General features: G+C 73.7%; 23 protein-coding genes. 10 read left to right on the forward strand and 13 right to left on the reverse strand.

Annotation, left to right across the window (positions count from 1 at the left end; all coding sequences use genetic code 11):
• Window positions 1-60: 60 nt before the first annotated feature.
• Window positions 61-288, forward strand: a complete 228-nt coding sequence (locus IE99_RS0106900; protein WP_030165354.1) for a DUF4287 domain-containing protein — start codon at window positions 61-63, stop codon at window positions 286-288.
• A 207-nt stretch (window positions 289-495) separates the two neighbouring features.
• Here IE99_RS0106900 and IE99_RS0106905 read toward each other — a convergent pair whose 3' ends face one another.
• From IE99_RS0106905 to IE99_RS0106915, 3 genes are all read right to left on the reverse strand, one after another.
• Window positions 496-1,320 (reverse strand): Bax inhibitor-1/YccA family protein, encoded by an 825-nt coding sequence (locus tag IE99_RS0106905; RefSeq protein ID WP_030165356.1) that lies wholly within the window; start codon window positions 1,318-1,320, stop codon window positions 496-498.
• A gap of 117 nt (window positions 1,321-1,437) precedes the next feature.
• Entirely contained in the window at window positions 1,438-2,733 is a 1,296-nt protein-coding gene (locus IE99_RS0106910; protein ID WP_051712240.1) for an NAD(P)/FAD-dependent oxidoreductase, read from the reverse strand.
• 311 nt (window positions 2,734-3,044) lie between these two features.
• On the reverse strand, window positions 3,045-3,866 hold the full coding sequence (locus IE99_RS0106915) for a uracil-DNA glycosylase (protein ID WP_030165359.1): 822 nt from the start codon (window positions 3,864-3,866) through the stop codon (window positions 3,045-3,047).
• A 122-nt stretch (window positions 3,867-3,988) separates the two neighbouring features.
• Here IE99_RS0106915 and IE99_RS0106920 point away from each other — a divergent pair, with 122 nt between their 5' ends.
• Window positions 3,989-4,738 (forward strand): DUF2510 domain-containing protein, encoded by a 750-nt coding sequence (locus IE99_RS0106920; protein ID WP_030165361.1) that lies wholly within the window; start codon window positions 3,989-3,991, stop codon window positions 4,736-4,738.
• On the opposite strand, the gene IE99_RS0106925 is transcribed toward IE99_RS0106920, so the two are convergent.
• The 4 genes from IE99_RS0106925 to eno form a co-directional block, all read right to left on the reverse strand.
• Entirely contained in the window at window positions 4,735-5,691 is a 957-nt protein-coding gene (locus IE99_RS0106925; RefSeq protein ID WP_030165363.1) for a Ppx/GppA phosphatase family protein, read from the reverse strand. The genes IE99_RS0106920 and IE99_RS0106925 overlap by 4 nt on opposite strands.
• Window positions 5,688-6,242, reverse strand: coding sequence for a DUF501 domain-containing protein (locus IE99_RS0106930; protein ID WP_030165366.1), 555 nt, complete (start codon window positions 6,240-6,242; stop codon window positions 5,688-5,690). Before IE99_RS0106930 ends, IE99_RS0106925 begins: the two co-directional genes overlap by 4 nt.
• Before the next feature lie 82 nt (window positions 6,243-6,324).
• Window positions 6,325-6,744, reverse strand: coding sequence for an FtsB family cell division protein (locus IE99_RS0106935; protein ID WP_030165370.1), 420 nt, complete (start codon window positions 6,742-6,744; stop codon window positions 6,325-6,327).
• Window positions 6,745-6,827: 83 nt separating this feature from the next.
• Entirely contained in the window at window positions 6,828-8,111 is a 1,284-nt protein-coding gene (eno, locus tag IE99_RS0106940) for a phosphopyruvate hydratase (protein ID WP_030165373.1), read from the reverse strand.
• A 217-nt stretch (window positions 8,112-8,328) separates the two neighbouring features.
• Between eno and IE99_RS0106945 the strand changes: the two genes are divergently transcribed.
• From IE99_RS0106945 to IE99_RS0106960, 4 genes are read left to right on the forward strand one after another with little or no spacing between them, the layout of a single operon-like run.
• Window positions 8,329-9,375, forward strand: a complete 1,047-nt coding sequence (locus IE99_RS0106945) for an ABC transporter substrate-binding protein (RefSeq protein WP_030165375.1) — start codon at window positions 8,329-8,331, stop codon at window positions 9,373-9,375.
• Entirely contained in the window at window positions 9,372-10,157 is a 786-nt protein-coding gene (locus IE99_RS0106950) for an ABC transporter ATP-binding protein (protein ID WP_030165378.1), read from the forward strand. Before IE99_RS0106945 ends, IE99_RS0106950 begins: the two co-directional genes overlap by 4 nt.
• Complete coding sequence (locus IE99_RS0106955) at window positions 10,147-11,082, forward strand: ABC transporter permease (protein WP_030165381.1); 936 nt, start codon at window positions 10,147-10,149, stop codon at window positions 11,080-11,082. The genes IE99_RS0106950 and IE99_RS0106955 overlap by 11 nt, the downstream gene beginning before the upstream one ends.
• Window positions 11,083-11,141: 59 nt before the next feature.
• Window positions 11,142-12,170, forward strand: a complete 1,029-nt coding sequence (locus IE99_RS0106960) for a sensor histidine kinase (RefSeq protein ID WP_051712143.1) — start codon at window positions 11,142-11,144, stop codon at window positions 12,168-12,170.
• Here the strand turns inward: IE99_RS0106960 and IE99_RS0106965 are convergent.
• From IE99_RS0106965 to mfd, 6 genes are all read right to left on the reverse strand, one after another.
• Complete coding sequence (locus tag IE99_RS0106965; protein ID WP_030165388.1) at window positions 12,167-12,373, reverse strand: hypothetical protein; 207 nt, start codon at window positions 12,371-12,373, stop codon at window positions 12,167-12,169. The genes IE99_RS0106960 and IE99_RS0106965 overlap by 4 nt on opposite strands.
• A 16-nt stretch (window positions 12,374-12,389) precedes the next feature.
• On the reverse strand, window positions 12,390-13,334 hold the full coding sequence (locus tag IE99_RS0106970) for an NADP-dependent oxidoreductase (protein WP_030165391.1): 945 nt from the start codon (window positions 13,332-13,334) through the stop codon (window positions 12,390-12,392).
• A gap of 110 nt (window positions 13,335-13,444) precedes the next feature.
• Window positions 13,445-15,634 (reverse strand): transglycosylase domain-containing protein, encoded by a 2,190-nt coding sequence (locus IE99_RS0106975; RefSeq protein ID WP_245623091.1) that lies wholly within the window; start codon window positions 15,632-15,634, stop codon window positions 13,445-13,447.
• A 70-nt stretch (window positions 15,635-15,704) separates the two neighbouring features.
• A complete protein-coding gene (locus IE99_RS0106980; protein WP_037558850.1) occupies window positions 15,705-16,664 on the reverse strand; it encodes a MazG family protein in 960 nt (319 codons plus the stop codon).
• A gap of 43 nt (window positions 16,665-16,707) precedes the next feature.
• Window positions 16,708-17,373: a hypothetical protein gene (locus IE99_RS0106985; protein WP_030165400.1), complete on the reverse strand. Its 666-nt coding sequence runs from the start codon at window positions 17,371-17,373 to the stop codon at window positions 16,708-16,710.
• 31 nt (window positions 17,374-17,404) lie between these two features.
• On the reverse strand, window positions 17,405-20,923 hold the full coding sequence (mfd, locus tag IE99_RS0106990) for a transcription-repair coupling factor (protein WP_030165402.1): 3,519 nt from the start codon (window positions 20,921-20,923) through the stop codon (window positions 17,405-17,407).
• A 218-nt stretch (window positions 20,924-21,141) separates the two neighbouring features.
• Here mfd and IE99_RS0106995 point away from each other — a divergent pair, with 218 nt between their 5' ends.
• The 4 genes from IE99_RS0106995 (at window position 21,142) to IE99_RS0107010 (ending at window position 25,306) form a co-directional block, all read left to right on the forward strand.
• Window positions 21,142-21,846: a class I SAM-dependent methyltransferase gene (locus tag IE99_RS0106995; protein ID WP_030165405.1), complete on the forward strand. Its 705-nt coding sequence runs from the start codon at window positions 21,142-21,144 to the stop codon at window positions 21,844-21,846.
• Window positions 21,847-21,934: 88 nt separating this feature from the next.
• Window positions 21,935-23,410, forward strand: a complete 1,476-nt coding sequence (gene cysC, locus IE99_RS0107000; protein ID WP_030165407.1) for an adenylyl-sulfate kinase — start codon at window positions 21,935-21,937, stop codon at window positions 23,408-23,410.
• A gap of 83 nt (window positions 23,411-23,493) precedes the next feature.
• Complete coding sequence (locus IE99_RS0107005) at window positions 23,494-24,417, forward strand: sulfite exporter TauE/SafE family protein (RefSeq protein ID WP_051712246.1); 924 nt, start codon at window positions 23,494-23,496, stop codon at window positions 24,415-24,417.
• 70 nt (window positions 24,418-24,487) lie between these two features.
• On the forward strand, window positions 24,488-25,306 hold the full coding sequence (locus IE99_RS0107010; protein ID WP_051712147.1) for a WecB/TagA/CpsF family glycosyltransferase: 819 nt from the start codon (window positions 24,488-24,490) through the stop codon (window positions 25,304-25,306).
• Window positions 25,307-25,337 lie beyond the last annotated feature (31 nt).

Raw genomic sequence — 25,337 nt, forward strand, 5'->3', positions numbered from 1 at the left:
ACATCCACGCGGTTGTTGCAGAGTCGGCAGCAAGAAGGCCCCGCGACCTGGAGGTGCCAATTGTCACTGAACCACTCGCCGGAGACGCACAGCAAGCTGATCGCCCGCATTCCGCAAGTCACAGGACGTGACATCCCCGAGTGGTTCACCACCATCGAGAACGGCCCGTCGTTCACGCGCTGCGAGGAACGCTGCTCGTGGCTGGCCGACGAGCACAACCTGTCGCACGGCTACGCGGCCGCGCTGGTGCGCGAGCACGAGCGCACCCGCCGGGCGCGGCACTACTGACGCCCCACCGCTGAGCCGGCCCCGCTCGCCGCATCGAGCGGGCGCCCGCCGCCCCAGAACTCCAGACCGCTTCGCGGGATCCCGCCAACGGATCACCCCGCCGTCGCGCCCGCTGCGCGGGCCCGACCCCGGCGCCGAGATCCCGCAAACGATCAGCCCCCCGCCGGGACCGGCGGGGGGCTGATCGTCATGCCCGGGGACGCGGGGTCAGTCGCGGCCGGAGAAGTACGACAGGAAGCGGAGCAGCTCCAGGTAGATCCACACAAGGCTCAGCACGAGGCCGAACGCGCAGTACCACGCGAACTTCTCGGGCGCGCCCGTCTGGACGCCGCGCTCGATCTCGTCGAAGTCGAGCAGCAGGAAGAAGCAGCCGACGAGGATCGCGACGACGCTGAACACGTAGGCGAGCGGGTTGCCCGCGTCCCGGATGCCGATGCCGTCCTCGGCGCCGAACAGCTGGACGACCAGGTTGACGAGCATCAGGCCGATGAGACCGAAGCCGGCCGCGATCACGAACCGGGTGAACTTCGGTGTGACCCGGACGATCCGCAGCGCGTACACGGCGAGCGTCGCGCCGAACGCCAGCGCGGTGCCGATCAGGGCCTGGAACACGACACCGTGGTACAGGTCGTTGTAGGCGTGGCTGATGATCCCGACGGCGACGCCGTAGACGGCGGCGAACGTCAGCACCATCGGGGCGTTGGCCTTGCGGCCGAACGTGATGAACGCCCAGATGCCGATCTCAGCGAGCAGCGCGACCACGAGGACCGGCACGGCGAGCCGCGGCGGGACCAGCGCCCAGGCGAGCCCGGCGGTGACGATCAGGGTGGCCAGCGTCAGGAAGCCGCGGACGACGACGTCGTCCAGCGTCATCGGCCGGGTCGCGGCCGGCGGCGCGTACTGGGCCGGCGCACCGTACTGCGGCCCGTACTCGGCCGCGCCGTACCCCGGGCCGGGGGCGCCGTACGCCTGACCCCCGTGGCTCTGCCTGTTGAAGGCGTCCCCCCGGAATGCCGGGTTTCTGCTCTCCATATCATCCTCCGCAACACGATGACGCGCCTGCCTGAACGCCCAGTCTAAGCGTTGGAAGGCGATTCGGGCGCTTCCTGTTCCGCCGGGCGGCGGCCCGGCCTGCGGCGACGGCCGCGGTCACACGTCCCGGGCCCGCCCCGCGGCGAGCTCGAACTCCTGGCGCGGCCACTCCAGCTCGCCGAGCGAGACGATCTCGCGCCGGAAGAACAGCGCGAGCGTCCAGTCCACGGTGATCCGGAACTTGCGGTTCACGGTGGGCATCCGGGACAGGTGATAGGTCCGGTGCATGAACCAGGCGGGCAGCCCGCGCAGTTTGATCCCGTACACGTTCGCGACGCCCTTGTGCAGGCCGAGCCCCGCGACCGACCCCACGTAGGCGTGCGCGTACGGCTTGCGGGGCTTGCCCCGCAGGTCCGCGACGATGTTGTCGGCGAGCCGCTTCGCCTGCCGGACGGCGTGCTGGGCGTTCGGCGCGGTGAACTCGCCGTCGGCGGTGAGGTCCGGCACCCGCGCGTTGTCACCGGCCGCGTAGACGTGCTCCAGGCCCTCGACGGTCAGGTCGGCGGTCGCCCTGATACGGCCCTTGTCGTCCAGCGGAAGGTCGCTGTCGCGGACGACCGGATGCGGCTTAACCCCGGCGGTCCACACAAGCGTGCCCGCGTCGAACTCGTCGCCGTCGCTCAGCACGATGTGCCGGCCCTCCGCCGACTTCAGCAGCGTGCCGAGCTTCACCTCGATGCCGCGGCGGCGCAGCGCCTCCACCGTCCAGCGGCCCATCTCCGGCCCGACCTCGGGCAGCACCCGGTCGGTGGCCTCGACCATCATCCAGCGCATGTCGGCGGCGTCGATGTTCGGGTACCAGCGGCACGCGTCCCGCGCCATGTCCTCCAGCTCGGCGAGCGCCTCGATCCCGGCGAATCCGGCGCCGACGAACACGAACGTCAGCGCGCGCCGCCGCACCTCCTCGTCATCGGGGTTGGACGCGGCGACGTCGAGCTGGTGCAGGACGTGGTTGCGCAGGAAGATGGCCTCCTCGATCGTCTTGAACCCGATCCCGCAGGTGTCGAGGCCGGGGATCGGCAGCGTCCGCGACACCGACCCGAGCGCGACCACGAGCATGTCGTAGCCGATCTCCCGGCGCGGGACGTCCGCCGACCGCGCCCCGGCCGGACGGACGGTGACGCGCCGGGAGGCGTGGTCGATCCGCGTCACGTGCGCGTTCAGCACGCGGCAGCGCTTCAGCACCTTCCGCAGCGGCGCCACGACGTGCCGGGGCTCCAGGTTCCCGGCCGCCGCCTCCGGGAGGAACGGCTGGTAGGTCATGTAGGACTGGGGGTCGATGACGGTCACGACGACCTCGCCGCGCCGCAGCTCGGACCGCAGCCGGCGCTGCAGCCTGAGGGCGGTGTACATGCCGACGTACCCGCCGCCGATGATCACGATGTGCCGGGCACCGTCCGGAGCGCGAGCGGAATCCCGGGTGGGTGCGGTGTCCGGAACGCGTTCGGTGTCCGGAGTGCGCGGGGCGTCCGTTGTGGGGTCCGTTGGGGGCATGGAGGAACCGGTACCCCGATTTCCGGTGCGAACCCGTCCGCCACTGTGAACTTCCCCGCCCGTCCCGGCATCTCATGTCATGGAGCACCGGACCAGGCGGCCGGGGCAGGGCCCGACGGGGGCGCCCTGCCCCGCCGTCCCCTCCCGGCACTCCACCGGGCCGCCGGCTCCTACCGGTACTCCTTCGCCCTGGCCAGGACGGTGTCGAGCATGGTCTCGGTGACCCGGCCGGTGAAGGTGTTCTGCTGACTCGGGTGGTAGCAGCCCAGCAGCAGCACGGGGGCGCGGTTCGGCGCCGACGGCGGCGGATCCAGCTCGACCTCGACCCCGTGGCCGAACTTCGGGCGGGGCCGCGGCAGGCCGAAACCGGCCTGCCCGAGCGCGGGCCACACGCCCTGCCAGGCGAACCCGCCGAGGCAGACGACGCACCGGACGGACGGCGCGGTCAGCTCCACCTCGCGGGCCAGCCACGGCAGGCACGTCGCCCGCTCCAGCGGGGTCGGCTTGTTGTCGGGCGGGGCGCACCGGACGGTCGCCGCCATCCGCGCGCCGATCAGCCGCTGCCCGTCCCCCGCCCGGACGCTCGTCGGCCGCGCGGCCAGGCCGACCCGGTGCAGGGACGCGAACAGCCAGTCGCCCGACCGGTCGCCGGTGAAGATGCGGCCGGTGCGGTTGCCGCCGTGCGCGGCCGGGGCCAGCCCGACGATCAGGACATGCGGCTCGGGATCGCCCCAGCCCGCGATGGGCCGGCCCCAGTACTCCTCATCGGCGAACGCGCGGCGCCGCTCCACCGCGACCTTCTCCCGCCACGCGACGAGGCGGTCGCAGGCGCGGCATACGGACTGGCGGGCGCAGAGCTCGCCGAGGCCGGGCGACGCCGCGGCCAGCTCGCCGACCTCGCCCGCGCCGTGCGCGACGGGCGTGTCCGGGGCGGCGGGGTCGTCCGGCCAGCCGGTCCCGGGCGGGACGAAGGGTGCCCTGCCGGTCGTCATGCCCTCGATCCTCGCATGTCGCCGGGCGCGTGCGGCGCCGGGGAGCGGCGGGGGTGCCGGTACGATGCCCTCGCCGGTCGGGGAGGCGGATGCCCGGCATGCCCGAAAAGCGGAGGCCCCCCTTGTCCGGACCCGGCTGGTATCCCGATCCCTACGGCACCGGAAGCCTCCGGTGGTGGGACGGCCGTACCTGGACCGAGCGGCTGAACCCCGAGCCGGCCGCGCCGCCCCGCCGCCCCGCCGTCCCGGTCCCGACGCCGGTCGCGACGCCGGTGCCCGCGCCGGCCGTGCCGGCGGAGCCGGGGCTGAGCGCGGTCGTCCGAGGGCTGCACCTGCGGGCCGACGACCGGGGCCTGACCTACGGGACCGCGCTGCCGTGGGCGCACGTGGAATGGGTGGCGTACTGGCCGACGCGGCGCCCGGCCGTGCCCGGCCGCGCCGACATCGAGCAGTGGATCTTCCAGGCGGGCCGGTACCCGTTCCACGGCGGCCACCGCCTCGAGATCGTCGTGGAGCCGGAAGGGCAGGCGGGCCGGCTCCCCGTCCCGCCGGGAGAGCCCGATCCGCTCTGGGCGGGGCTCGTCGGGCTGTGCCGCAGGTACGCGGAGCCGCGCCTGGTCGCGGAACTCGCCGGACGGGTCCGCGCGGGCCACTCCGTGGACGTGGCGCAGGGCCTCACCGTGCATCCGGGCGGGGTGCGCGGCAACCGCGTGTCGCTGAGCTGGACGTCGATCTCCCACGCGTTGATCGAGGGCGGCCGGGTGTGGATCCGGCAGGCGAGCGGGACGTCCGCCGTCCTCTACGTGCCGCAGCAGAACCCGAACGCCGTGCTCATCCCGGCGCTGATCGCGGAGCTGAAGCGGCGTCCCTAGACGAGCGACCAGGCGATGCCGTCGAGGATGTCGTGCTCGGACACCACGACCGCGCCGAACCCGTACTCCCGCATGATCCGGTCGAGGATCAGCGCGCCCGCGCCGATGACGTCGACCCGGCCGGGGTGCATGACGCCGAGCGCGGCGCGCTCCGCGCGGGTCGCGTGCAGCAGCCGCCGCGTCACGTCGTGGACCTGCGTCGCGGTGATCCGCGACAGGTGGATCCGGGACGGGTCGTACTCCGGCAGGTCCAGCGCGATCCCGGACACCGTCGTGACCGACCCCGCGAGCCCGACCAGCGTGCGCGCCTCGTCCACGGGGACGGTCTCGCGGACGCGGGCGAGCGCCGCGTCGATGTCGGCGACCGCGTTGGAGATCTGCTGCGGCGACGGCGGGTCGCCGTCCCTGAGGTGCCGCTCGGTCATCCGGACGCAGCCGATGTCGACGGAGCGGGCCGCGTCCACGGTGGAGCTGCCGAGGACGAACTCGGTGGAGCCGCCGCCGATGTCGACGACCAGGTAGGGGCGGGCGGGGCGGAGCGCGGCCAGCTCGCGGGTCGCGCCCGTGAACGACAGCGCGGCCTCCTCCTCCCCGGTGATCACCTCGGGCACGACGCCGAAGATGTCGACGACGCCCGCGACGAAGTCGGCCCGGTTCTCCGCGTCCCGGGTGGCGCTGGTCGCGACGACCCGCGTCTTGATCGGTCCCTCGCCGGTCTCCATACCGTGCCGCTCGATCAGCCCGGCGTAGCCGCGCATCGCGGTGAACGTCCGGTCGAGCGCGGCGGGCGACAGCCGGCCGGTCTCGTCGACGCCCTCCCCCAGCCGGACGATCTCCATCCGGCGCTCGACGTCGGTGAGCCCGCCGTCGCCGGGCGCGATGTCGGCGATGAGCAGGCGGACCGAATTGGTCCCGCAGTCGATGGCGGCGACCCGCGCCGTCTGGCCCGTCACGGCTTCTCCTCGGTTCGGGGCGCGCCGGCTCCGGGCCTGGCGCCCGTCTCGACGTGCGCGCAGGGCCCGGCGCGCCACCACTCGGGCAGCGCGTCGAGGGCCTCGCGGCCGAAGGGGTTGGCGCCGGGCACGGCGAGTTCGTGCGCGATCAGGGCGTGCAGGCACTTGACGCGCTCGGGCATGCCGCCCGCGCTCTGCGTGCCGGCGGGGAGCGGTTCGATGCCGTCCGCGCGGGCCGCCTCGTCGCGGCGGCGGAGGTAGTCCTCGTGCGCGGCGGTGTAGGCGGCCCGCAGGTCGGGGTCGCCGGCGAGCCGCTCCTGCATCTCCCGCATCATCCCGCCGCCCTCCAGCGTCCCGATGGCGGACGCCGCCTTGGGGCAGGTCAAGTAGTACAGCGTCGGGAAGGGGGTGCCGTCCGGCAGCCGCGGCGCCGTCTCCAGCACGGCGGGCTGCCCGCACGGGCACCGGTACGCGACGTTCCGGACGCCGCGCGGCTCCCGGCCGAGCTGGGCCCGGACCGCGGCGATGTCCGCCGGGTCGATTTCGGTCATTGGTTCCCCACCAGATCCTCGGGGCCGGCCCCACCGCCGGTCGTGCCCGTCACCTTCGTCCCGCCGCGCCGCGGAGAACGGATCAGCGGGGTTCGTCGGCGGCCTCCACGGACCGCCACAGCGTCTCATACCACGGGGGCTTGCGCGCCGGGCCGTCCCCGCCGGGCCGCTCCCGGTCCCCGGCGCCGCCGTCCAGGACGATGTAGCACTTCACGTCCGGCCGGCAGTAGTGCAGCCGCCGGGTGGCCTCGCGCTCGATGTACGCCTTGTCGCCGAGCTGCTGCTTGCGCCGGGCGAGCTCGGCCACCTGCGCCCGCGCGACCCGCTCCCGGTGCCGGAGGTCGGCGATCTCCTTGCGCTGGGCGATGTACTCCCGGACGGGGTAGGCGAGGCTCAGCGCGATCGCGCAGACGACCACCGCGAGGATCGCGGCGCGGCTGGTGAGCGCCGGGTTGCCCCGGCGGCCCGGTGCGGGCCGGTCGTCGTGCTCGTCCTGCGCCATCGCGTGTCACCTGACCTGTGGGGTGCGGTCCGTGCGGAGGGGCGCCGGGGGCCCGGCGGCGGCGCGCCGCCGGGCCGTGCGGCTCAGCCCTGGGCGTCGAACCGGGGGAACGCGGCGGCGCCGGCGTAGCGGGCCGCGTCGTCCAGCATCTCCTCGATGCGCAGGAGCTGGTTGTACTTGGCGACGCGGTCGCTGCGGGCCGGGGCGCCGGTCTTGATCTGGCCGCAGTTCGTCGCGACGGCCAGGTCGGCGATCGTGGTGTCCTCGGTCTCGCCGGACCGGTGGCTCATCATGCAGCGGTAGCCGCTGGTCTGCGCGAGGGACACCGCGTCGAGCGTCTCGGTGAGCGTGCCGATCTGGTTGACCTTGACCAGCAGCGCGTTCGCCGCGCCGGACCCGATGCCGCGGGCGAGGCGCTCGGGGTTGGTGACGAACAGGTCGTCGCCGACGAGCTGGACGCGGTCGCCGATGGCGGCGGTAAGGCCCTCCCAGCCGGCCCAGTCCTCCTCGTCCATCGGGTCCTCGATGGAGACGAGCGGGTAGGCGGCGACGAGCTCGCCGTAGTAGGCGGCCATGTCGTCGGCGGACAGCTTCCGGCCCTCGAAGGCGTACCGCCCGTCGGCGTGGAACTCGGTGGCGGCGACGTCGAGGGCGAGCGCGATGTCGCGGCCGGGGGTGAAGCCGGCCTTGCCGATCGCCTCCATGATGAGGTCGAGGGCGTCGCGGTTGCTGGGCAGCTCGGGCGCGAAGCCGCCCTCGTCGCCGAGGCCGGTGTTGAGGCCCTTGGACTTCAGCACGGACTTCAGCGCGTGGTAGGTCTCGGCGCCCCAGCGCAGCGCCTCCGCGAAGGTGGCCGCGCCGATCGGCGCGATCATGAACTCCTGGATGTCGACGTTGGTGTCGGCGTGCGCGCCGCCGTTCAGGATGTTCATCATCGGGACGGGCAGCAGGTGCGCGTTCGGGCCGCCGACGTAGCGGAACAGCGGGAGCCCGGCGGAGTCGGCGGCGGCCTTCGCGACCGCGAGGCTGACGCCGAGGATCGCGTTGGCGCCGAGCGAGGACTTGGCCGGCGTGCCGTCCAGGTCGATCAGCAGCTGGTCGATGAGCCGCTGCTCGGACGCGGGGTAGCCGACGAGCTTCTCGTCGATGGTCTCGGTGACGGCCTTGACGGCGCCGCGGACGCCCTTGCCTCCGTACCGGTCGCCGCCGTCGCGGAGCTCGACGGCCTCGAACTGGCCGGTGGAGGCGCCGCTCGGGACGGCGGCCGAGGCCTCGGTCCCGTCGGCGAGCAGCACCTCGACCTCGACGGTCGGGTTGCCACGGGAGTCGAGGATCTCCCGGGCGATGACGGCCTCGATCGACGACACGGTGTACTCCCTGGTTGGTCGCGGCGAATGTCCTGCGGCAACCGAGCCTATCGACGTCGGCCGCGCGCCGCCCAACTGGCTCGCCGTCGAACCCGTCGGGGAGCCGTATCAGGACAGAGGGTGACGAACACCTTCCGCTCCGGCAGCTTGACGTGCACCTTTCCCCCATTGTCTACTTGGCATGCCAAACAGACTCATTTAGTGGAGAATAGCCGTCATGCCGCACCGCAGACCCCGCGCGCGCCTCGCCGCCGCCGCCCTGATCGTTCTGGCCGGAGCGGGGACGCTCACCGCCTGCGGCGGCTCCGACGACGAGAGCGGCGAGGAGCCGCGGCTGCGGCTCGGGTACTTCCCCAACATCACGCACGCGACCGCGCTGGTCGGCGTCCAGAAGGGCATCTTCGCCAAGCACCTCGGCACGGCCCCGAAGACGGCGACGTTCAACGCCGGCCCGGCGGCCGTGGAGGCCCTGTTCTCCGGGGCGGTCGACGCGACGTTCGTCGGCCCCAACCCGGCGATCAACGCCTGGGCCAAGTCGCGGGGCAAGGCCGTCCACATCATCTCGGGCGCCGCCTCCGGCGGCGTCTCGCTGATCGTCAAGCCCGGGATCAACGGCGTCCAGGACCTCAAGGGCAAGAAGATCGCGACGCCGCAGCTCGGCAACACGCAGGACGTGGCGATCCGCCACTGGCTGAAGCGCAACGGCCTCACCGCGAACGAGGACGGCAGCGGCGACGTGAAGGTCGTCCCGCAGGAGAACGCCCAGACGCTGCAGACGTTCGAGCAGGGCACGATCGACGGGGCGTGGGTGCCCGAGCCGTTCGCGTCCCGGCTGATCCTGGAGAGCAAGGGCAAGAAGCTGCTGGACGAGAAGACCCTCTGGCCCGGCGGCAAGTTCGTCATCACCAACCTCCTCGTCAGCCAGAAGTTCGAGAAGGAGCACCCGGAGGTCGTGAAGAAGCTCCTCCAGGGCGTCGTGGAGGCCACCGACTACGTCAACCGGGACGAGGCCGGCGCCAAGGCCGCCGTCAACGAGGCGCTGAGCAGGCTCAGCGGCAAGCCGCTCAAGCCCGCCGTGCTCGACGCCGCGTTCAAGGAGATCGACTTCACCGTCGACCCGGTCGCGTCCTCGCTGACGACCGGCGCCCGGCACGCGGAGGAGGTCGGCCTGCTGGAGAAGACCGACCTGAACGGCATCTACAACCTCGCGCCCCTCAACGAGGTGCTGAAGGCGCGCGGCGAGGAACAGGTCAGCGACCGATGACCGCCGTCGCCACGGACACGAGGGTCCGGCTCACGGGTGTCTCCAAGGCGTTCGGCAGCGGCGCCTCCTCTCTGCTGGCGCTCGACCGGGTGTCCCTGGACGTCGCGCCGGGTGAGTTCGTCTGCCTCCTGGGCGCGTCGGGCTGCGGGAAGAGCACCCTCCTCAACCTGGTGGCGGACCTGGACCGGCCGAGCGCCGGGACGATCGACACCGGCGGCGCCCGGGTCGCGCTCATGTTCCAGGAGCCGGCGCTGTTCCCCTGGCTGACCGTCACGGGGAACCTGGAGCTCGCCCTGAAGATGCGGGGCGTCCCGAGGCGGGACAGGCGCGCGCGGGCGGCCGGGCTGCTCGACTCCGTCCGTCTCGGCGGGTTCGCGAAGAAGCGCCCGCACCAGCTGTCGGGCGGGATGCGGCAGCGCGTCGCGCTCGCCCGCGCGCTGGCCCTCACCGAGGACGACACCGGCTCCGGACAGGACACCGTCCTGCTGATGGACGAGCCGTTCGGCGCCCTCGACGCCATGACCCGCGACCTCCTGCACGACGAGATCGAGCGGATCTGGCGGACGCGGGGCCTGACCGTCCTGTTCGTCACCCACAACGTCCGGGAGGCGGTCCGGCTCGGCGACCGGGTCGTCCTGCTGAGCAGCCGCCCGGGACGCGTCGTCGAGGAGTTCCCGGTGCCGATGGAGCGTCCGCGGCGCATCGACTCGGCGGAGGTCGCGGCGCTCGCCGCGACGATCACGGACCGGCTGCGGGAGGAGGTGAGCCGCCATGGTGCATGACACCACGCGCGACACGGCGCACGACCCGGCCACGGAGACGGCTCCGGACACGGCGCGCGACACCGGGCGGGCCCCGGCGCGGCTCGACCGGGAGCTCGCGGGCCTGGACGCCCTCGAGCTCGGCGGCGCCGGGCGGCCGCGCCGCCTGGCGATACGGCTCTGGTCGGCGCTGTGGCCGATGGCCGCGGCCGTCGGGATCGCGCTGCTCGCCTGGCAGGCGGTGGTGTGGAGCGGCTGGAAGGACCCCTGGGTCCTGCCCGGCCCCGCCGACACGCTGCCGGTCTTCTGGGACCAGATCCGGACCGGCCGGTTCTGGGACGCGATCGCGCTGACCATGTGGCGCGCGGTCGTCGGGTTCGCGGTGGCGGTCGCGATCGGCCTCGCGGTCGGCGCCCTGGTGTCGCGCTTCCGGGTGCTGCGGCGCGCGTTCGGGTCGCTGATCACCGGCCTGCAGACGATGCCGTCGATCGCCTGGTTCCCGCTCGCGATCCTGCTGTTCCAGCTGAGCGAGAGCGCGATCCTGTTCGTGGTGGTGCTCGGCGCGGCGCCGTCCGTCGCGAACGGGCTGATCGCGGGCGTCGACTACACGCCGCCGATCCTGCTGCGCGCCGGCAAGGTGATGGGGCTGCGCGGCGTCCTGCTGTACCGCCACCTGATCATGCCGGCGTCGCTGCCGTCGTGCGTCGCGGGCCTGAAGCAGGGCTGGGCGTTCGCGTGGCGGAGCCTGATGGCCGGCGAACTGCTCGTCATCATCGGCGACACGACCTCGCTCGGGGTGCTGCTGGCGCAGGCCAGGGAGCTCAACAACACCGCCGACATGATCTCCTACATGATCGTGATCCTGGTGATCGGCATCGTGATCGACCAGCTGTTCGGCGCCGCGGACGGCGCGCTGCGCCGCCGCTGGGGCGTCGACCAGGACTGAGGAGGGTTTTACCCGGCGAGCGGTCCGCTTCGCCCGCGACGGGGCATCACCCCGGGACGATGAACCTGCGCCGCGCGCTCTGGGGCCCCATCCGGCGTCACCCGGAGATCCGGGTCCGGGTGACGCTGTGCGCGGCCCTGGTCGCGTTCGTGCTGTCGGCGGCGGCGTTCATCGTCCTGCTGGTGCCGCGCCCGGTCGCCGCGGTGCTGATCGGCCTCGGCGTCCCCGCCCTCACCGCCCTCACCGCCTTCGGGGCGTGGCTGGCGGTGGGCCGGACGCTGCGCCCGGTCAACCGCATGCGCCTCGAGCTGAACGAGATCACCGCGACGGACCTGGGGCGGCGCGTCCCCGTCCCGCCCCGCCACGACGAGGTGGCGCTGCTCGCCGAGAGCGTCAACGCCACCCTCGACCGGCTGGAGCGGGCCGTCGCCCGGCAGCGGGCGTTCGTCCTGGACGCCTCGCACGAGCTGCGCACCCCGCTGACCGGGCTGCGGATGCAGCTGGAGCTCGCCCTCGCCGACCCCCGCGACCCCGAGGTCCCCGAGACCCTCCAGGCCGCGCTGGCCAGCGCCGACCGGCTCGCCGCGGTCGTGGGCGACCTGCAGGCGGTCGCGCGGGTCGAGTTCGGCGGCCGGTTCCCGCGCGACCCCGTCGACCTCGCCGCGCTCGCCGACCAGGAGGTCCTGCGGACGCGGCACCGGACCCGCGTGACGGTCCGGGCGGAGCAGCCCGTGGTCGTGGCCGGGGGGCGGGCCGAGCTGGCGCGGCTGCTCGCCAACCTCATCGGGCACGCCGACCGGCGCGCGGCGACCGCGGTGACCGTGCTCGTTTCCCCGGAGGCGCCGGGCACGGCGGCCGTCCACGTCCTGGACGACGGCCCACCCGTCGCGCCGCACGACCGGGAGCGGCTGTTCGAGCGGTTCACCCGGCTGGACCGGGACCGGCACCGCGACGCCGGGGGGACCGGCCTCGGCCTCGCCGTGGCCCGCGACATCGCGGAGGCGCACGGCGGCGCGCTCCTCCTCGCGGACCGGCCGGACGGGTCGGACGGGGCCTGCTTCGTCCTGCGGCTCCCGCTGGCGGGCTAGGAGAGGCCGAGCTCGTCGCGCAGGCGCAGCCGCTCGTCCTCCAGCTGCTCGATCTGGCCCGACAGCTCCTCGCGCGCGGTGAGGTTCTGCCCGGCGTCGACGTGGTCGTGGGCGTCGGCGAGGGGCGGGGTGAGATCGGCGCGGAGCCGGTCGAGGTCCTCGTCGATCACCCGGAGCCGTGCGCGCTTGTCGTCGTCCGTCATGGTTCCTCTCCGATCGTCAGATGCGGATCACGGTCTTGCCCCGGGCGCCGCCCGCCCGGTTGTCGAGGAGCGCGGCGGGCGCGTCGGCGAGCGGGACCGTGCGTTCGATCCGGACCTCCAGGCCGCCCGCGTCGATGAGGGCGGTCAGCCGGCCGAGCAGCTCGGCCGACGGCCGGACCTCCGGGTTCCCGCCCCGGATCTGCCGGGCGGCCATCGCGTCCGGGTTCACCGACCAGGTGGTGCTGAGGTAGACGCCGCCGGGCCGCACCAGCTGCGCGAGCCGCTCGGTGCCCTGCCGGTCGCTCACCATGTCGAGGACGATGTCGACGCCGTCCGGATGCGCGGCGACGACCCGCCGGTTCAGCGGCCCCACCCCGTGGTCGACGATCTCGTCGGCGCCCAGCCGGCGCAGCTCGTCCGCCATGTCGGGGCGGGCGGTCGCGATGACCCGGGCGCCCGCGCCGGCCGCGAGCTGCACGGCGCACTGCCCCACGCCGCCGGTCGCGCCGACGATCAGGACGGTGCGTCCGGGCCCGCAACCGGCGTCCTCGACCAGCGTGAGCGCGGTCATGCCCGCGGTCGGCACCGCCGCCGCCTCGGTGTAGAGGAGACCGGCGGGCATGGGGGCGAACGGGCCGTCGGCGGCGGCGACCGTGTACTCGGCGTAGCTGCCGAGGCCGCGGGCCACGCCCTGGAACGCGCCGTACACCTGCTCGCCGATCCGGGGCCCGGTGACGCCCGGTCCCGTCTGCGCGACGACGCCCGCGCCGTCCTGGCCGAGGATCAGCGGGAACGACGCGTCCACGGCGTCCTTCAGCCGGCCCTCGGCGATCTTCCAGTCGATGGGGTTGAGCCCGGCCGCGATGAGCTTCACCAGGATCTCGCCGGGGCCCGGTTCCGGCCGCGGGACGTCGACGAGCGCCGGCGTGGCGCCGTACTCCGCGATGGCGATGGCTCGCATCGGCGAATCGCTCCCCCCGATCGGACGCGCGGGCGGCGTGCCCGTGCCCTCCATCGCCTGGCCCCTACCCGGCGTCCGGACGATCACACGGCGCGCGGCCGGGCGGGCGATCAGCGGCGGCGCCGCCGCTCGTCGCGCTGCTCCTTCTTCTTTTTCTTCTTCTGCTGCTGCTGCTTGGGCCGCTCCTCACCGGTGCCCCGGACGAAGAACCTGCCCTCGGGCCGGTGGAACGACGACGCGCGCGTGCCCGCCAGCGCCCCGATCATGCTCTGCCGCCAGATCGGCGCGGGGATCGTCGCCCCGAACACCGCGCCGTAGCAGCGGCCGTTCATGCACAGGCCGCTCATCGGGTACTTGTAGCCGCCGCGCGGGTCGCCCACCCACACGGCCGACGCGAGGTCGGGGGTGTGCCCGGCGAACCAGGCGGCGGAGTAGTTGTCGACGGTGCCGGTCTTGCCCGCGGCCGGCCGGCCGATGCCCATGCCGCGCGCGGTGCCCTTCGTCAGGACGCCCTGCAGCACGTGGTTGACGGCGTCCGCGACGTCCTTGTCCAGCACCTGCGCGCAGTTCGCCGACGGCACCTTCAGCCGCTCGCCGGAGTGGTCGGTGATCCGGGTGATCGCGACCGGCGCGCAGTAGCGGCCGCGGGCGCCGAACGCGGCGTACGCGGCGGCGAGCCGGAGCGGCGACACCTGGTTGAAGCCGAGCGTGAAGGACGAGAACTGCTCCAGCGGCTTCCCGTTGGCCTGCCGCATGCCGAGCCGCTCCGCCATCCGGACCGTGTCGCACAGCCCGACCCTCTTCTCCAGCGCGAGGAAGAAGGTGTTGACCGAGTGGTGGGTGCCGGTGACCAGGCTGAACTGCTTGCCGCCCTCGCCGTCGGCGGCGTTGCGCAGCGACGCGCCCGGGTCGCCGACGCGGTTCCCCGCGCAGTCGCGGAACCCGACCGGCGTGTAGCGGCGCGGCGCCATCAGCCGGGCGCCGAACGGCATGCCCTCGTCGAGGGCGGCGGCGAGCGTGAAGACCTTGAACGTCGAGCCGGCCTGCATCCCGATGCTGGACCCGTGGCTCGCGTCCGCGGCGAAGTTGATCCAGGTCCTGCCGCGCTCCTGGTCGGGGCCGAGCTCGCGGTCGACCACCATCGCCTTGATCCGGCCGGTGCCGGGCTCGACCATCGCCTCGGCCGCCGCCTTGTGCGCCGAGTTCTTCGGCGGGACGTGCCGGTCCACGGCGCGCTGGGCGGCCCGCTGAGCCCGCGGGTCCATGGTGGTGTGGATCGTCAGGCCGCCCCGCTTGAGCAGGTCCTCCCGCGCCTTCGCGGTCTTCCCGAACACCGGGTTCGTAAGGATCTCCCGCTGGACGTAGTCGCAGAAGAACGGCGCCTTGCTGCTGACGCACCCGTTGCGCGTCTCCTTCACCCGCAGCCGTACGGGCTGCCGCGCGGTCTCGTCCGCCTCCCGCCTGGTGATCCACCCGAGCTCCGCCATCCGGGCGAGGACGACGTCGCGGCGCTCGCGGGCCGCCTCGGGATGGCGCGTCGGGTCGTAGGCGAAGGGGTAGCGGATGACGCCCGCGAGCAGCGCCGCCTCGGCGAGGTCCAGCGTCGCCGCCGACTTGGTGAAGTAGTGCCGGGCCGCCGCCTCGATGCCGTACGCGCCGTCGCCGTAGTACGCGATGTTGAGGTAGCGGCGTAAGATCTCGTCCTTGGAGAACCGCTTCTCCAGCGCGACCGCGTACCGCAGCTCACGGATCTTGCGGGCCGCGGAGATCTCCCGCGCGGCCTGACGCTCGTCGTCGGAGTCGGCCTGCACCAGCAGCAGGTTCTTCACGTACTGCTGGGTGATGCCCGACCCGCCCTGCGTGACCTCGCCGCTGGTCACGTTCGCGGCGAGCGCCCGGAGCGTCCCCTGGTAGTCGATGGCGCCGTGCTCGTAGAAGCGGCTGTCCTCGATGGCCAGCACCGCCCTCCGCGCGACGGGTGCGATCCGCTCGAGCGGGACGTCCACGCGGTTCTGGGAGTAGAAGGTCGCGATGGTGGAGCCGTCCGCGGCGAGGATGCGGGAGCGCAGCGGGACGCCCGACGTGGAGAGCCCGGCCGGTTCCGTCTCGAACCAGTCGGCGGTGTCGCGGGCCGCGACACCGCCCGTGCAGGCGGTCGGCAGCAGCATGCACGCGACCAGCAGCCCCGCGAGACCGGCGAGCCCGGCCAGACCGCGGACGGCGCGCGCCTTCTCGGCGCGGCTCGTCGACCGGGTCAGGAACCGGCCCCCGGCCCTGCCTCGTCCCGTCCGCGCCGACACGCGTCCAGGGTAGACAGGCGCCCCGCGGCCGGCCACCCCATTGACGATCTTCTGGGGGCCATCCGGCGATTCACCCGGTTCGGCCGCTCCGCTCCCAAGATCTGACACGGTCCCGGAATACCCTGGAAACCGCTCGCAACTCGGCCTCCGGATCCAACCCTTGGTCAGCGGCCTCCCGCACCAGCGCGAAGAGCCGGTCACCGAGGCCCGGGCCGTCCGGCAGCAGGTCGGCCGGGGCGCCCAGCCGGCCCGCGCGCCGGTTGAGCTGCGCCGCGAGCGACAGCGCGGGCTGCGCCATCGGCACCCCGTCCAGCGCCGACGCCTCCGCGCCGCTCTTCTCCGCGCGCTCCGCCGCCTTGATCTGCTCCCAGTTCGCGACGACCTCGTCCGCGCCGGACACCGCGACGCCGGAGAACACGTGGGGGTGCCGCCGGACGAGCTTGTCCACGATCGCGCCCGCGACGTCGTCGATGGTGAACGCCGTCTCGTCGGTGCGCTCCGCCGCCACGACCGCGTGGAACGCGACCTGCATCAGGACGTCGCCGAGCTCCTCCCGCAGCGCGCCCAGGTCGCCCGCCTCGACGGTGTCGGCGACCTCGTACGCCTCCTCCAGCAGGTACGGGACGAGCGACGCGTGCGTCTGCTTTCGGTCCCAGGGGCATTCGCGGCGCAGCGTGTCCATCACCGCGACGAGGTCGAGCAGGCGCGCGCCCGGCAGGTCGTAGGACCCGTGCAGCATCTCCACGTCCAGGGGCTCCTGGACGATCTGCGCCCCGATCTCGCGCATCAGCGCCTCGTCGCCCTCCGGCGCCGCGACCCACACCACGCTCTGCGACCGCGCGGCGGAGACGAGCGCGGCCGGATCAGGCTCCGCGACCTCCTCCACCGCGATCCCCGCGTCGCGCAGGTAGGGCGTCAGCGGATGCTCCGGCCGGGCGAGCACCCGCCCGGCCGTGCGGAGCGTCTCCCATGCCCGGAACGTCAGCAGCCCCGCCGCCACCCGGTGCGTCGTGGCGAGCAGCGTCAGCATCACGCCGTCCCCCCGCGGGTGGACCGCTCCGCGCGCCGGCCGGTCACGGCGCGATGCCCGCGTCCGGCGACGACAGCCTCGTCACCGCGGGCGTGATGATGGACTGGCGCTCGTCGAACTCGCCGAACCGCGGGTTGACGCGTATGTCGAGCTCGCGCGCCGTGCGGACGAACAGCTCCTCCGCCTGGACGGCGGCCCGCCGCGTCATGGGGTTCGTCGGGTCGCCGGTCGCGCCGTACCGCTTCACGACCTCGGTGCGGGCCGCGAGGAACCGCGCCATCTCACGGCTGTAGGAGCGGGGCAGCCCGTACGCCAGCGTCGCGGGGCCCGCGCCGCCCGCGCGCTCCAGCTCCGCCTCGACCGCGTCGACCTGCCCCTCGGTCAGCGGCACGCCGGCCCGCTCCAGGGCCCTGTCGGCGACGCGGAAGTTCACCAGCAGCGCCAGCGCGCGCCGCATGTCGGCGTCCCGCCCGTCGGCGGCGAACTCCGGGAACTGCGCGGCCAGGCTCGCCCGGATCCGGTTCGCGACCGGGTCGGTGCCGAACTCCTCCCGGCCCTCGCGGACCGCCTCGTCGAGCGTGCCGACGGTGATGCGGTCGTCGCCGACCACGGCCGCCGCGCCCGTCTTCAGCGGCCCGCCGCCGCAGCCCGTCAGGGCGCCGGCCGCGAGCAGCGCGGCCACCCCGATCCGCAGGGACTTACCGATCACGTGTGCCCATCCTCTCTGTGGCCGCGCCGGCTCAGGCGCGGGCGGGTTCCAGGAACAGGGCGTCCACCAGATCGGTCGCCCACCTCAGCAGTTCCTGGTCGCGCAGCGGCCGCCCGCCGAGCGGCGCCGTCTTCGGCGCCGGGACGAGCAGCGTCTCGGTCGCCGGCTTGAGGATGCTCTTCGGGTACAGCCGCTGCAACCTCACCTGCCTCGAGTCGGGCAGGTCGACCGGCGCGAACTTGATGAAGTTCCCCTGGGCGGTGACGTCGGTGAGGCGGGCCCCGCGGGCCTTGGCGCGGAACCGCGCCACCTCCAGGAGGTTGAGCACCGGGACGGGCGGAGGCCCGAACCGGTCCTTGAGTTCGTCGTGCACGGCGGCGATCTCGTCCTCCGACGTGATCGCCGCGATGCGGCGGTAGGCGTCCAGCCGGAGCCGCTCGCCCGGCACGTACTCGTGCGGCAGGTGCGCGTCGACCGGCAGCTCGACCTTCGTCTCGACGTGCTCGGGCTCGCCGCCGCCCTCCTTCAGGTCCCGGACGGCCTCCCCCACCATCCGGACGTACAGGTCGAACCCGACGCCCGCGACATGCCCGGACTGCTCCGCGCCGAGGATGTTGCCCGCGCCGCGGATCTCCAGGTCCTTCATGGCGACGTACATGCCCGCGCCGATCTCGGTGTGCTGCGCCAGGGTCGCGAGCCGCTCGTGCGCGGTCTCGGTCAGCGGCGCCTCCGGCTGGTACAGGAAGTAGGAGTACGCCCGCTCCCGGCCGCGCCCGACCCGGCCGCGAAGCTGGTGCAGCTGCGACAGCCCGTACATGTCGGCGCGGTCGACGATCAGCGTGTTCGCGTTCGGGACGTCCAGCCCCGATTCCACGATCGTCGTCGCGACCAGCACGTCGAAGTTCTTCTCCCAGAAGTCGACCATGACGCGCTCGAGCTCGTGCTCGTTCATCTGGCCGTGCGCGGTCGCGACCCGCGCCTCCGGGACGAGCCGCTTCAGGTTCGAGGCGACCTTGTCGATCGACCGGACGCGGTTGTGCACGAAGAACACCTGGCCCTCGCGCAGCAGCTCGCGGCGGATCGCGGCGGCGATCTGCTTCTCCTCGTACGGGCCGACGAACGTCAGCACCGGGTGCCGCTCCTCCGGCGGGGTCAGGATCGTCGACATCTCGCGGATGCCGGTGAGGCCCATCTCCAGCGTCCGGGGGATCGGCGTCGCCGACATCGCGAGGACGTCGACCTGCGTCCGGAGCCGCTTGAGCTCCTCCTTGTGCTCGACGCCGAACCGCTGCTCCTCGTCGATGATGACGAGGCCGAGGTTCTTGAACCGGGTCCGCGACGACAGGATGCGGTGCGTCCCGACGACCACGTCGACGGACCCCTCGGCGACGCCGTCCAGCGTCTCCCCGATCTCCTTGTCGGACTGGAACCGGCTGATCGGCTTCACCACGACGGGGAACGCCGCGAACCGCTCGGTGAACGTCGACAGGTGCTGCTGGACGAGCAGCGTCGTCGGCACCAGCACCGCGACCTGCCGCCCGTCCTGGACGGCCTTGAACGCCGCCCGCACCGCGATCTCGGTCTTGCCGTAGCCGACGTCGCCGCAGATCAGCCGGTCCATCGGAACCGGCCGCTCCATGTCCTGCTTGACCTCGTCGATCGCGGCGAGCTGGTCGGGCGTCTCGACGTAGGGGAAGGCGTCCTCCAGCTCGCGCTGCCACGGCGTGTCGGGGCCGAACGCGTGCCCGGGGCTCGCCATGCGCGCCGAGTAGAGCCGGATGAGCTCCCCGGCGATCTGCTTGACCGCCTTGCGGGCCCGCGACTTCGCCTTCTGCCAGTCGGCGCCGCCGAGCCGGTGCAGGCTCGGCGCCTCCCCGCCGACATAGCGGGTGAGCTCCTCCAGCTGGTCGGTCGGGACGAACAGCCGGTCGCTCTTGGCGTACTCCAGGATCAGGTACTCGCGGGTCGCGCCCTGCACCGTCCGGCTGACCATCTCCACGTACCGGCCGACGCCGTGCTGCTCGTGCACGACGTAGTCGCCGGCCTTGAGCTGGAGCGGGTCGATGCCGCCGCGCCGCCGCGACGGCATCCGCCGGACGTCCTTGGTGGACGATTTCTGCCCCGACAGGTCGGTCTCGGTGAGCACGGCGAGCCCGGCCGACGGCCATACGAACCCGTTCTCCAGCAGCCCGGTCGTGACGGTGACGACGGACGGCTCGGGCGGCGCGGGCAGGTCGGCGAGGCGGGCGCCGAGGCCCTCCTCCCCCAGCAGCTGGACGAGGCGCTCGGCGGGCCCGTGCCCGGCGGTGACCAGCACGACGCGCCGGGACGCGTCGAGCCACCCCTTGAGCTCGGCGACGACGCGCCCGGTGTCGCCCCGGTACGCCTCGGCCGGCTGAGCGCCCAGGTTCAGCGCCTCGCCCTCCGACGTCAGGGCCGTGATGCTCCACCTGGTCAGCCCCAGCGCGTCGCTGTGCGCGCGGACCTCGTCGAGGGAGCGGAACGCGGCGGCGCCGAGGTCGATCGGCGCCTCGCCGCCCGCGGCCGCGTTGACCCAGCTCGCCTCCAGGAACTCCTGGCTGGTCCGGACGAGCTCGTCGGCGCGCGTGCGGATCCGCTCCGGCTCGCACACCAGCAGCGCCGACCCGTCCGGCAGCAGGTCGGTGAGCAGCTCCATGCCGTCGGCGAGGACCGGCGAGAACGCCTCCATGCCCTCGACCGTGTCGCCGTCCGCGATCCGGGTGAGGATCTCCGCCAGCGCCGGGTGCTCGCCGGCCAGCAGCTTCGCGCGCTCGCGCACCGACGCGGTCAGCGGCAGCTCGCGGCACGGCGGCGCCCACAGCCCCGCCTGCGCCACCTCCAGCGAGCGCTGGTCGGCGGCCTTGAAGTAGCGGATCTCCTCGACCGTGTCGCCCCAGAACTCGACGCGGAGGGGGTGCTCCTCGGTCGGCGGGAACACGTCGAGGATCCCGCCGCGCACCGCGATCTCGCCGCGCTTCTCAACGAGGTCGACGCGGTGGTAGCCCGCCTCCACGAGCCGCCGGACGGCCTCGTCGAGGTCGGCGTCCGCGCCGCCCTCGAGGCGGACCGGCTCCAGGTCGGCGAGCCCCGACACGATCGGCTGCAGGACGGCTCGGATCGGCGTGACCACCACGTCCAGCGTTCCGCCCTTGCCGGCGCCGGCGTCCGCGTCGGCGTCGGGGTGGGCGAGGCGGCGGAGCACGGCGAGCCGCTGCCCGACCGTGTCGGAGCGGGGCGACAGCTTCTCGTGCGGCAGCGTCTCCCACGCGGGGAAGTGCGCGACCCGGCCCGGGTCGAGCAGGCTCGTCAGCGCCGCCGTCAGGTCCTCGGCCTCCCGCCCGGTCGCGGTCACGGCGAGGACGGTCCCGCTCCGGCCCGCGGCGGCGCCGGTGGCGCGGCTCAGCGCCGCGGCGAGGATCGGCCACAGCGAGGGCGGCGCGACGATCTCCTGGTCGGAACCCGCCCGCTCGAGGGCGCGGCCCAGGCCGGGATCTGCGCATGCCAGGTCGACAAGTCCAGAAAGCGTCATCTTCGCCCGCTCAGTCCTCTCCCCGCGGCCGGCGGGAGTACCGGCGTCAGGGCAGCCAGAAGAGCCGGAGATCCCACCGGGTCCGGTACGGATCCCAGGGTACGCGCCCCGGGCGGCGGCCGGGCGCGCGGGTGAGGGAGTCCCCGGCGCGACACGTCCGGGACCAAGAATGGACAAACAGCGGACGGAGAGCAGTCGAGTGATTACGCTGCGAAACTGTGACCGATCTGCGCACGCCGCCGGTCGACGACGGCGAACTCTTCTCCGCACGCGCCCGCCAGTACGCCAGGGAGAGACCCCTGCACCGGATCCACGTGCTGGAGGCGGGCTGCGGCTGGGGTCCCGGCCTCGACCTCGGCGACCGCGACCACCTCGTCACCGGCGTCGACATGGAGGCCCCGGAGCTGCGCGCCCGCACCCTGGAGCGCACCGACCTCGACGACTGGCATCTCGGCGACCTGCGGACCGTTCCACTGCCGCCGCGCGCCTTCGACGTCGTCCACGCGTCCTACCTCATCGAGCGCGTCCCGCACGCGGAGCTGGTGCTCGACCGCTTCGTCGCGGCGCTCAAGCCGGGCGGGCTGCTGCTCGTCCGGCTCCGCGACCGCGACACCGCGTTCGGGTTCCTCGACCGGACGCTGCCCGGCCCGCTGCGGGGCGGCGCGCCCGCGCACGACGCGCCGCCGCCCGCCGTCTACGACCGGGTCGCGTCCCGCGCGGGCATGCGGTGGTACTGCGCGATGCGCGGACTGGTGATCGCCGAGGAGCACACGGCACGCCGCCCGCTCGCGGCGGCCGCCGGCCGGGGCGAGTCGCTGTGCCGGCTCGTCGCGCTCGCCAGCCGGGGCCGGCTCACCGCCGCGCACAGCGAGCTCGCCCTCGTCATCCGCAAGCCGGAGAACCGCTTCGCCCGGGTCATCTGAGCCGGTCCGGGCGGAGTTCGGTATTTTCAGCGGTATCCCTACTGGCCTGGATCAGCCCGGCGCGGACCGGGCGGGATCGGAGATCGCGGTGACCGCCGAAGCCGGCCTTCCCGACACCCTGCGCGACCTGCCCGTCTGGACGCCGGACGCGGTCGCGCTCGCCGACCTGGAGCTGCTGCTCGCGGGGGTGTACCGGCCGCTCACCGGGTTCCTCGGCTCGTTCGACGCCGCCATGGTGATCGGGGGCGGGCGGCTCGCCGACGGCACCCCCTGGCCGGTCCCGGTGACGCTGCCCGTGCCGAAGGACCTCACCGCGCACGACCGGGTCGTCCTGCAGGACCCGGAGGGCGTGCCGCTCGCCGTGCTGGACGTCGCGGAGGCCTGGCAGGACCCGACCAGCCAGGGCTGGCGGCTCGCCGGCCCCCTCACCGCCCTCCGCGCCCCCGCGCACGGACCGTTCCACCGGCTGCGCCGCCGGCCCGACGAGGTCCCGGCCGCGGACGGCCCGCTGCTCGCCGTCGCCACCCGTGAACCGCTGCACCGCAAGCAGCTCGGGCAGCTCCGCCAGGTCGCCGAGCGGCTCGGCGCCCGCGTGCTGGTGCTGCCGCTGCTCGGCGGCGGGCATGACGAGTCGCTCGTCCGGGCGCTGCTCGCCGTCCGCCGGGAACTGCCCGACGGCGCACAGGTCGTCCCCGTGCCGCTGCCCGTCCGGGAGGGCGACGACCCCGCGCGCGACGTCCTGATCCGCGCGCACGTCGCCGCCGCGTACGGCGCCACCCACCTGCTCGCCGACGAGGAGGTCGAGGGCACCGCGATCCCCGTCGTCGTCCCCGAGCCGTGGGCCTACGACGCCGACGTCGAGGTGTGGCGGCCGGTCGCCCGGATCGAGCCCGACCACGTCCAGGCCGAGCTGACCGCCGAGCGGCTCGGCGCGCTGCTGGACGCGGGCGAGCCCGTGCCCGACTGGTTCACCCCGCCCGCCGTCGCCGCCGAGCTGGCCAGGGCCCGGCCGCCCAAGCACTCGCGCGGCCTCACCGTGTTCTTCACCGGCCTGTCCGGCTCCGGCAAGTCGACCGTCGCGCGGGGCCTCGCCGACGCGCTCGTCGAGCGCGGCGGCCGCACCGTCACGCTCCTCGACGGCGACGTCGTGCGGCGCCTCCTGTCGGCCGGGCTGACGTTCTCGCGCGCCGACCGCGACCTGAACATCCGGCGGATCGGCTACGTCGCCGCCGAGATCACCCGGCACGGCGGTGTCGCGATCTGCGCGCCGATCGCCCCGTACGCGGCGACCCGCGCGGAGGTGCGCCGGATGGTGTCCGCCGCGGGCGACTTCGTCCTCGTGCACGTCGCGACGCCGCTCGAGGAGTGCGAGCGCCGCGACCGCAAGGGCCTGTACGCCAAGGCGCGGGCGGGCCTGATCCCCGAGTTCACGGGCATCTCCGACCCCTACGAGGCGCCGGACGACGCCGACCTCGTCCTCGACACGTCCGCGCTGGAGCCGGACGAGGCCGTGGACCGCGTCCTTGACCTGCTGGTTTCTGGCGGCTGGGTGCGCAGCGAGTAACCCCCCGGCCAGTTGGCAGGGCCCTGCGGTCATCGCTTAGCCTGTGAGCGCCACTTTTCCTACATGACAGGTAGATCATGCCGATGGACTTCGATTGGACCATGGCGCTGGGCTCGTTCCTCGTGGCCATAGTCGTCGGACTCACCGGAATGGGCGGCGGCGCCCTCATGACACCGATGCTCGTCACGTTCTTCAACGTCAGCCCGCTCGCGGCGGTGTCCAGCGACCTCGTCGCCGCCGCCGTGATGAAGCCGGTCGGCAGCGCCGTGCACTACCGCCAGGGCACGATCAACATGAGGCTGGTCGGCTGGCTCTGCGCCGGCTCCGTGCCCGCCGCGTTCTCCGGCGTCCTCGTCGCCCGCGCCATCGGCCACGGCGGGGACGTCGAGGACGTCATCTCGAAGGCCATGGGAGCAGCCCTCCTCATCGCCGCCGCCGGCCTGGTGCTGCGCGGCGTGATGGCGGCCCGCAACCGCACCGACGACCCGGACGGCACGCCCGAGATCACCGTCCGGCCCGTCCCGACCCTCCTGGTCGGAGTGGTCGGCGGCCTCGTGGTCGGCATCACGTCCGTGGGATCCGGCTCCCTCATCATCGTCGCGCTGCTCGCCCTCTACCCCGCCCTCAAGGCGAACCAGCTCGTCGGCACCGACCTCCTCCAGGCCGTCCCGCTGGTGTTCGCCGCCGCCGTCGGCCACCTCATGTTCGGCGACTTCCGGATGGAGGTCACCGCCGCCCTCCTGGTCGGCTCCATCCCCGGCGTCTATCTCGGCTCCAAGATCTCCTCCCGCGCCCCCGGCGGCCTGATCCGCCGCGCCCTGATCATCGTCCTGGTCGCGTCCTCCCTGAAGATGTTCGGCCTCGGCGCCGTCCCGATCGCCTGGACGCTCGTCCTGCTCACCACCGCGATCGTCGCCGCCTGGCTGATCACCCGCCGCGCCCCCGCCCCCGCACCGGACGCCCCCGTCCTCGACGGCCCCGCCCTCCCCAGCGCGCCCCACCATTGACGGCCATCGTCGGGCGCCACCCCCGGAACCCGGATACCCTTCATCCCCCCGGACCGGTGAGGAGAGGCACGTGGAGCAGCGATGGCCGCATGACACCGTCGACGTCCTCGGCGTGCGGGTCAGCCGGATCGACGCCGCCCGCCTGCGCGACTTCGTCGAGAGGGCCGTGAAGGAGCGCACGAAGCTCACGATCACGTTCGCCAACCCCGACTACGTCCTGAAGGCCCAGAAGGACGCCGCGCTCCGCGACCTCATGAACGGGTTCGACCTCGACCTGCCGGACGGCTGGGGCGTGGTGCTCGCCGCGAAGGTCTTCGGCCGGCCCGTCCCCGGCCGGATGGCCAACGACGACCTCACCGACGACCTGTTCGGCCAGCCCGCCGAGCACGGCTGGCGGGTCTTCCTGTTCGGCAACGCCCCGGGCGTCGCCGAGGCCGCCGCCGCCAACGTCCGCGCGTGGTACCCCGGCCTGGAGATCGCGGGCACCCTGCACGGCCACTGGGCCGACGAGCACGGGCGCCTGCCCGCCGACGTCGCCGAGCGCCTGGTCGCCGAGATCAACGACGCGGCGCCCGACATCCTGCACGTCGGGCTCGGCACGCCGCTGCAGCAGCGGTTCGTCACCGAGTACCGCGACCGCCTCACCGCACCCGTCATCATCACGTGCGGCGCCTACTTCGAGCACCTCGCCGAACGCCGCGACTACTACCCGGCCTGGGTGCTGAGGCTCCGCGTCGGCTTCCTCTACCGCCTGGCCCGCGAACCCCGCCGCCTCTGGCGCCGCTACACGATCGAACTCGGCTCGTACCTGTCCCGGGTCCTCCTCCACCGCCTTCGCCACGGCCGGGCGGATCGCCCCGACAGCCCCACAGGGCAAAGCACCGTGTGATATGGAAGACTCCGACACAATTCCCCCGGCC

This window comes from Spirillospora albida, from assembly GCF_000718255.1.
In the GTDB taxonomy this organism is placed as follows: Bacteria; Actinomycetota; Actinomycetes; order Streptosporangiales; family Streptosporangiaceae; genus Spirillospora; species Spirillospora albida.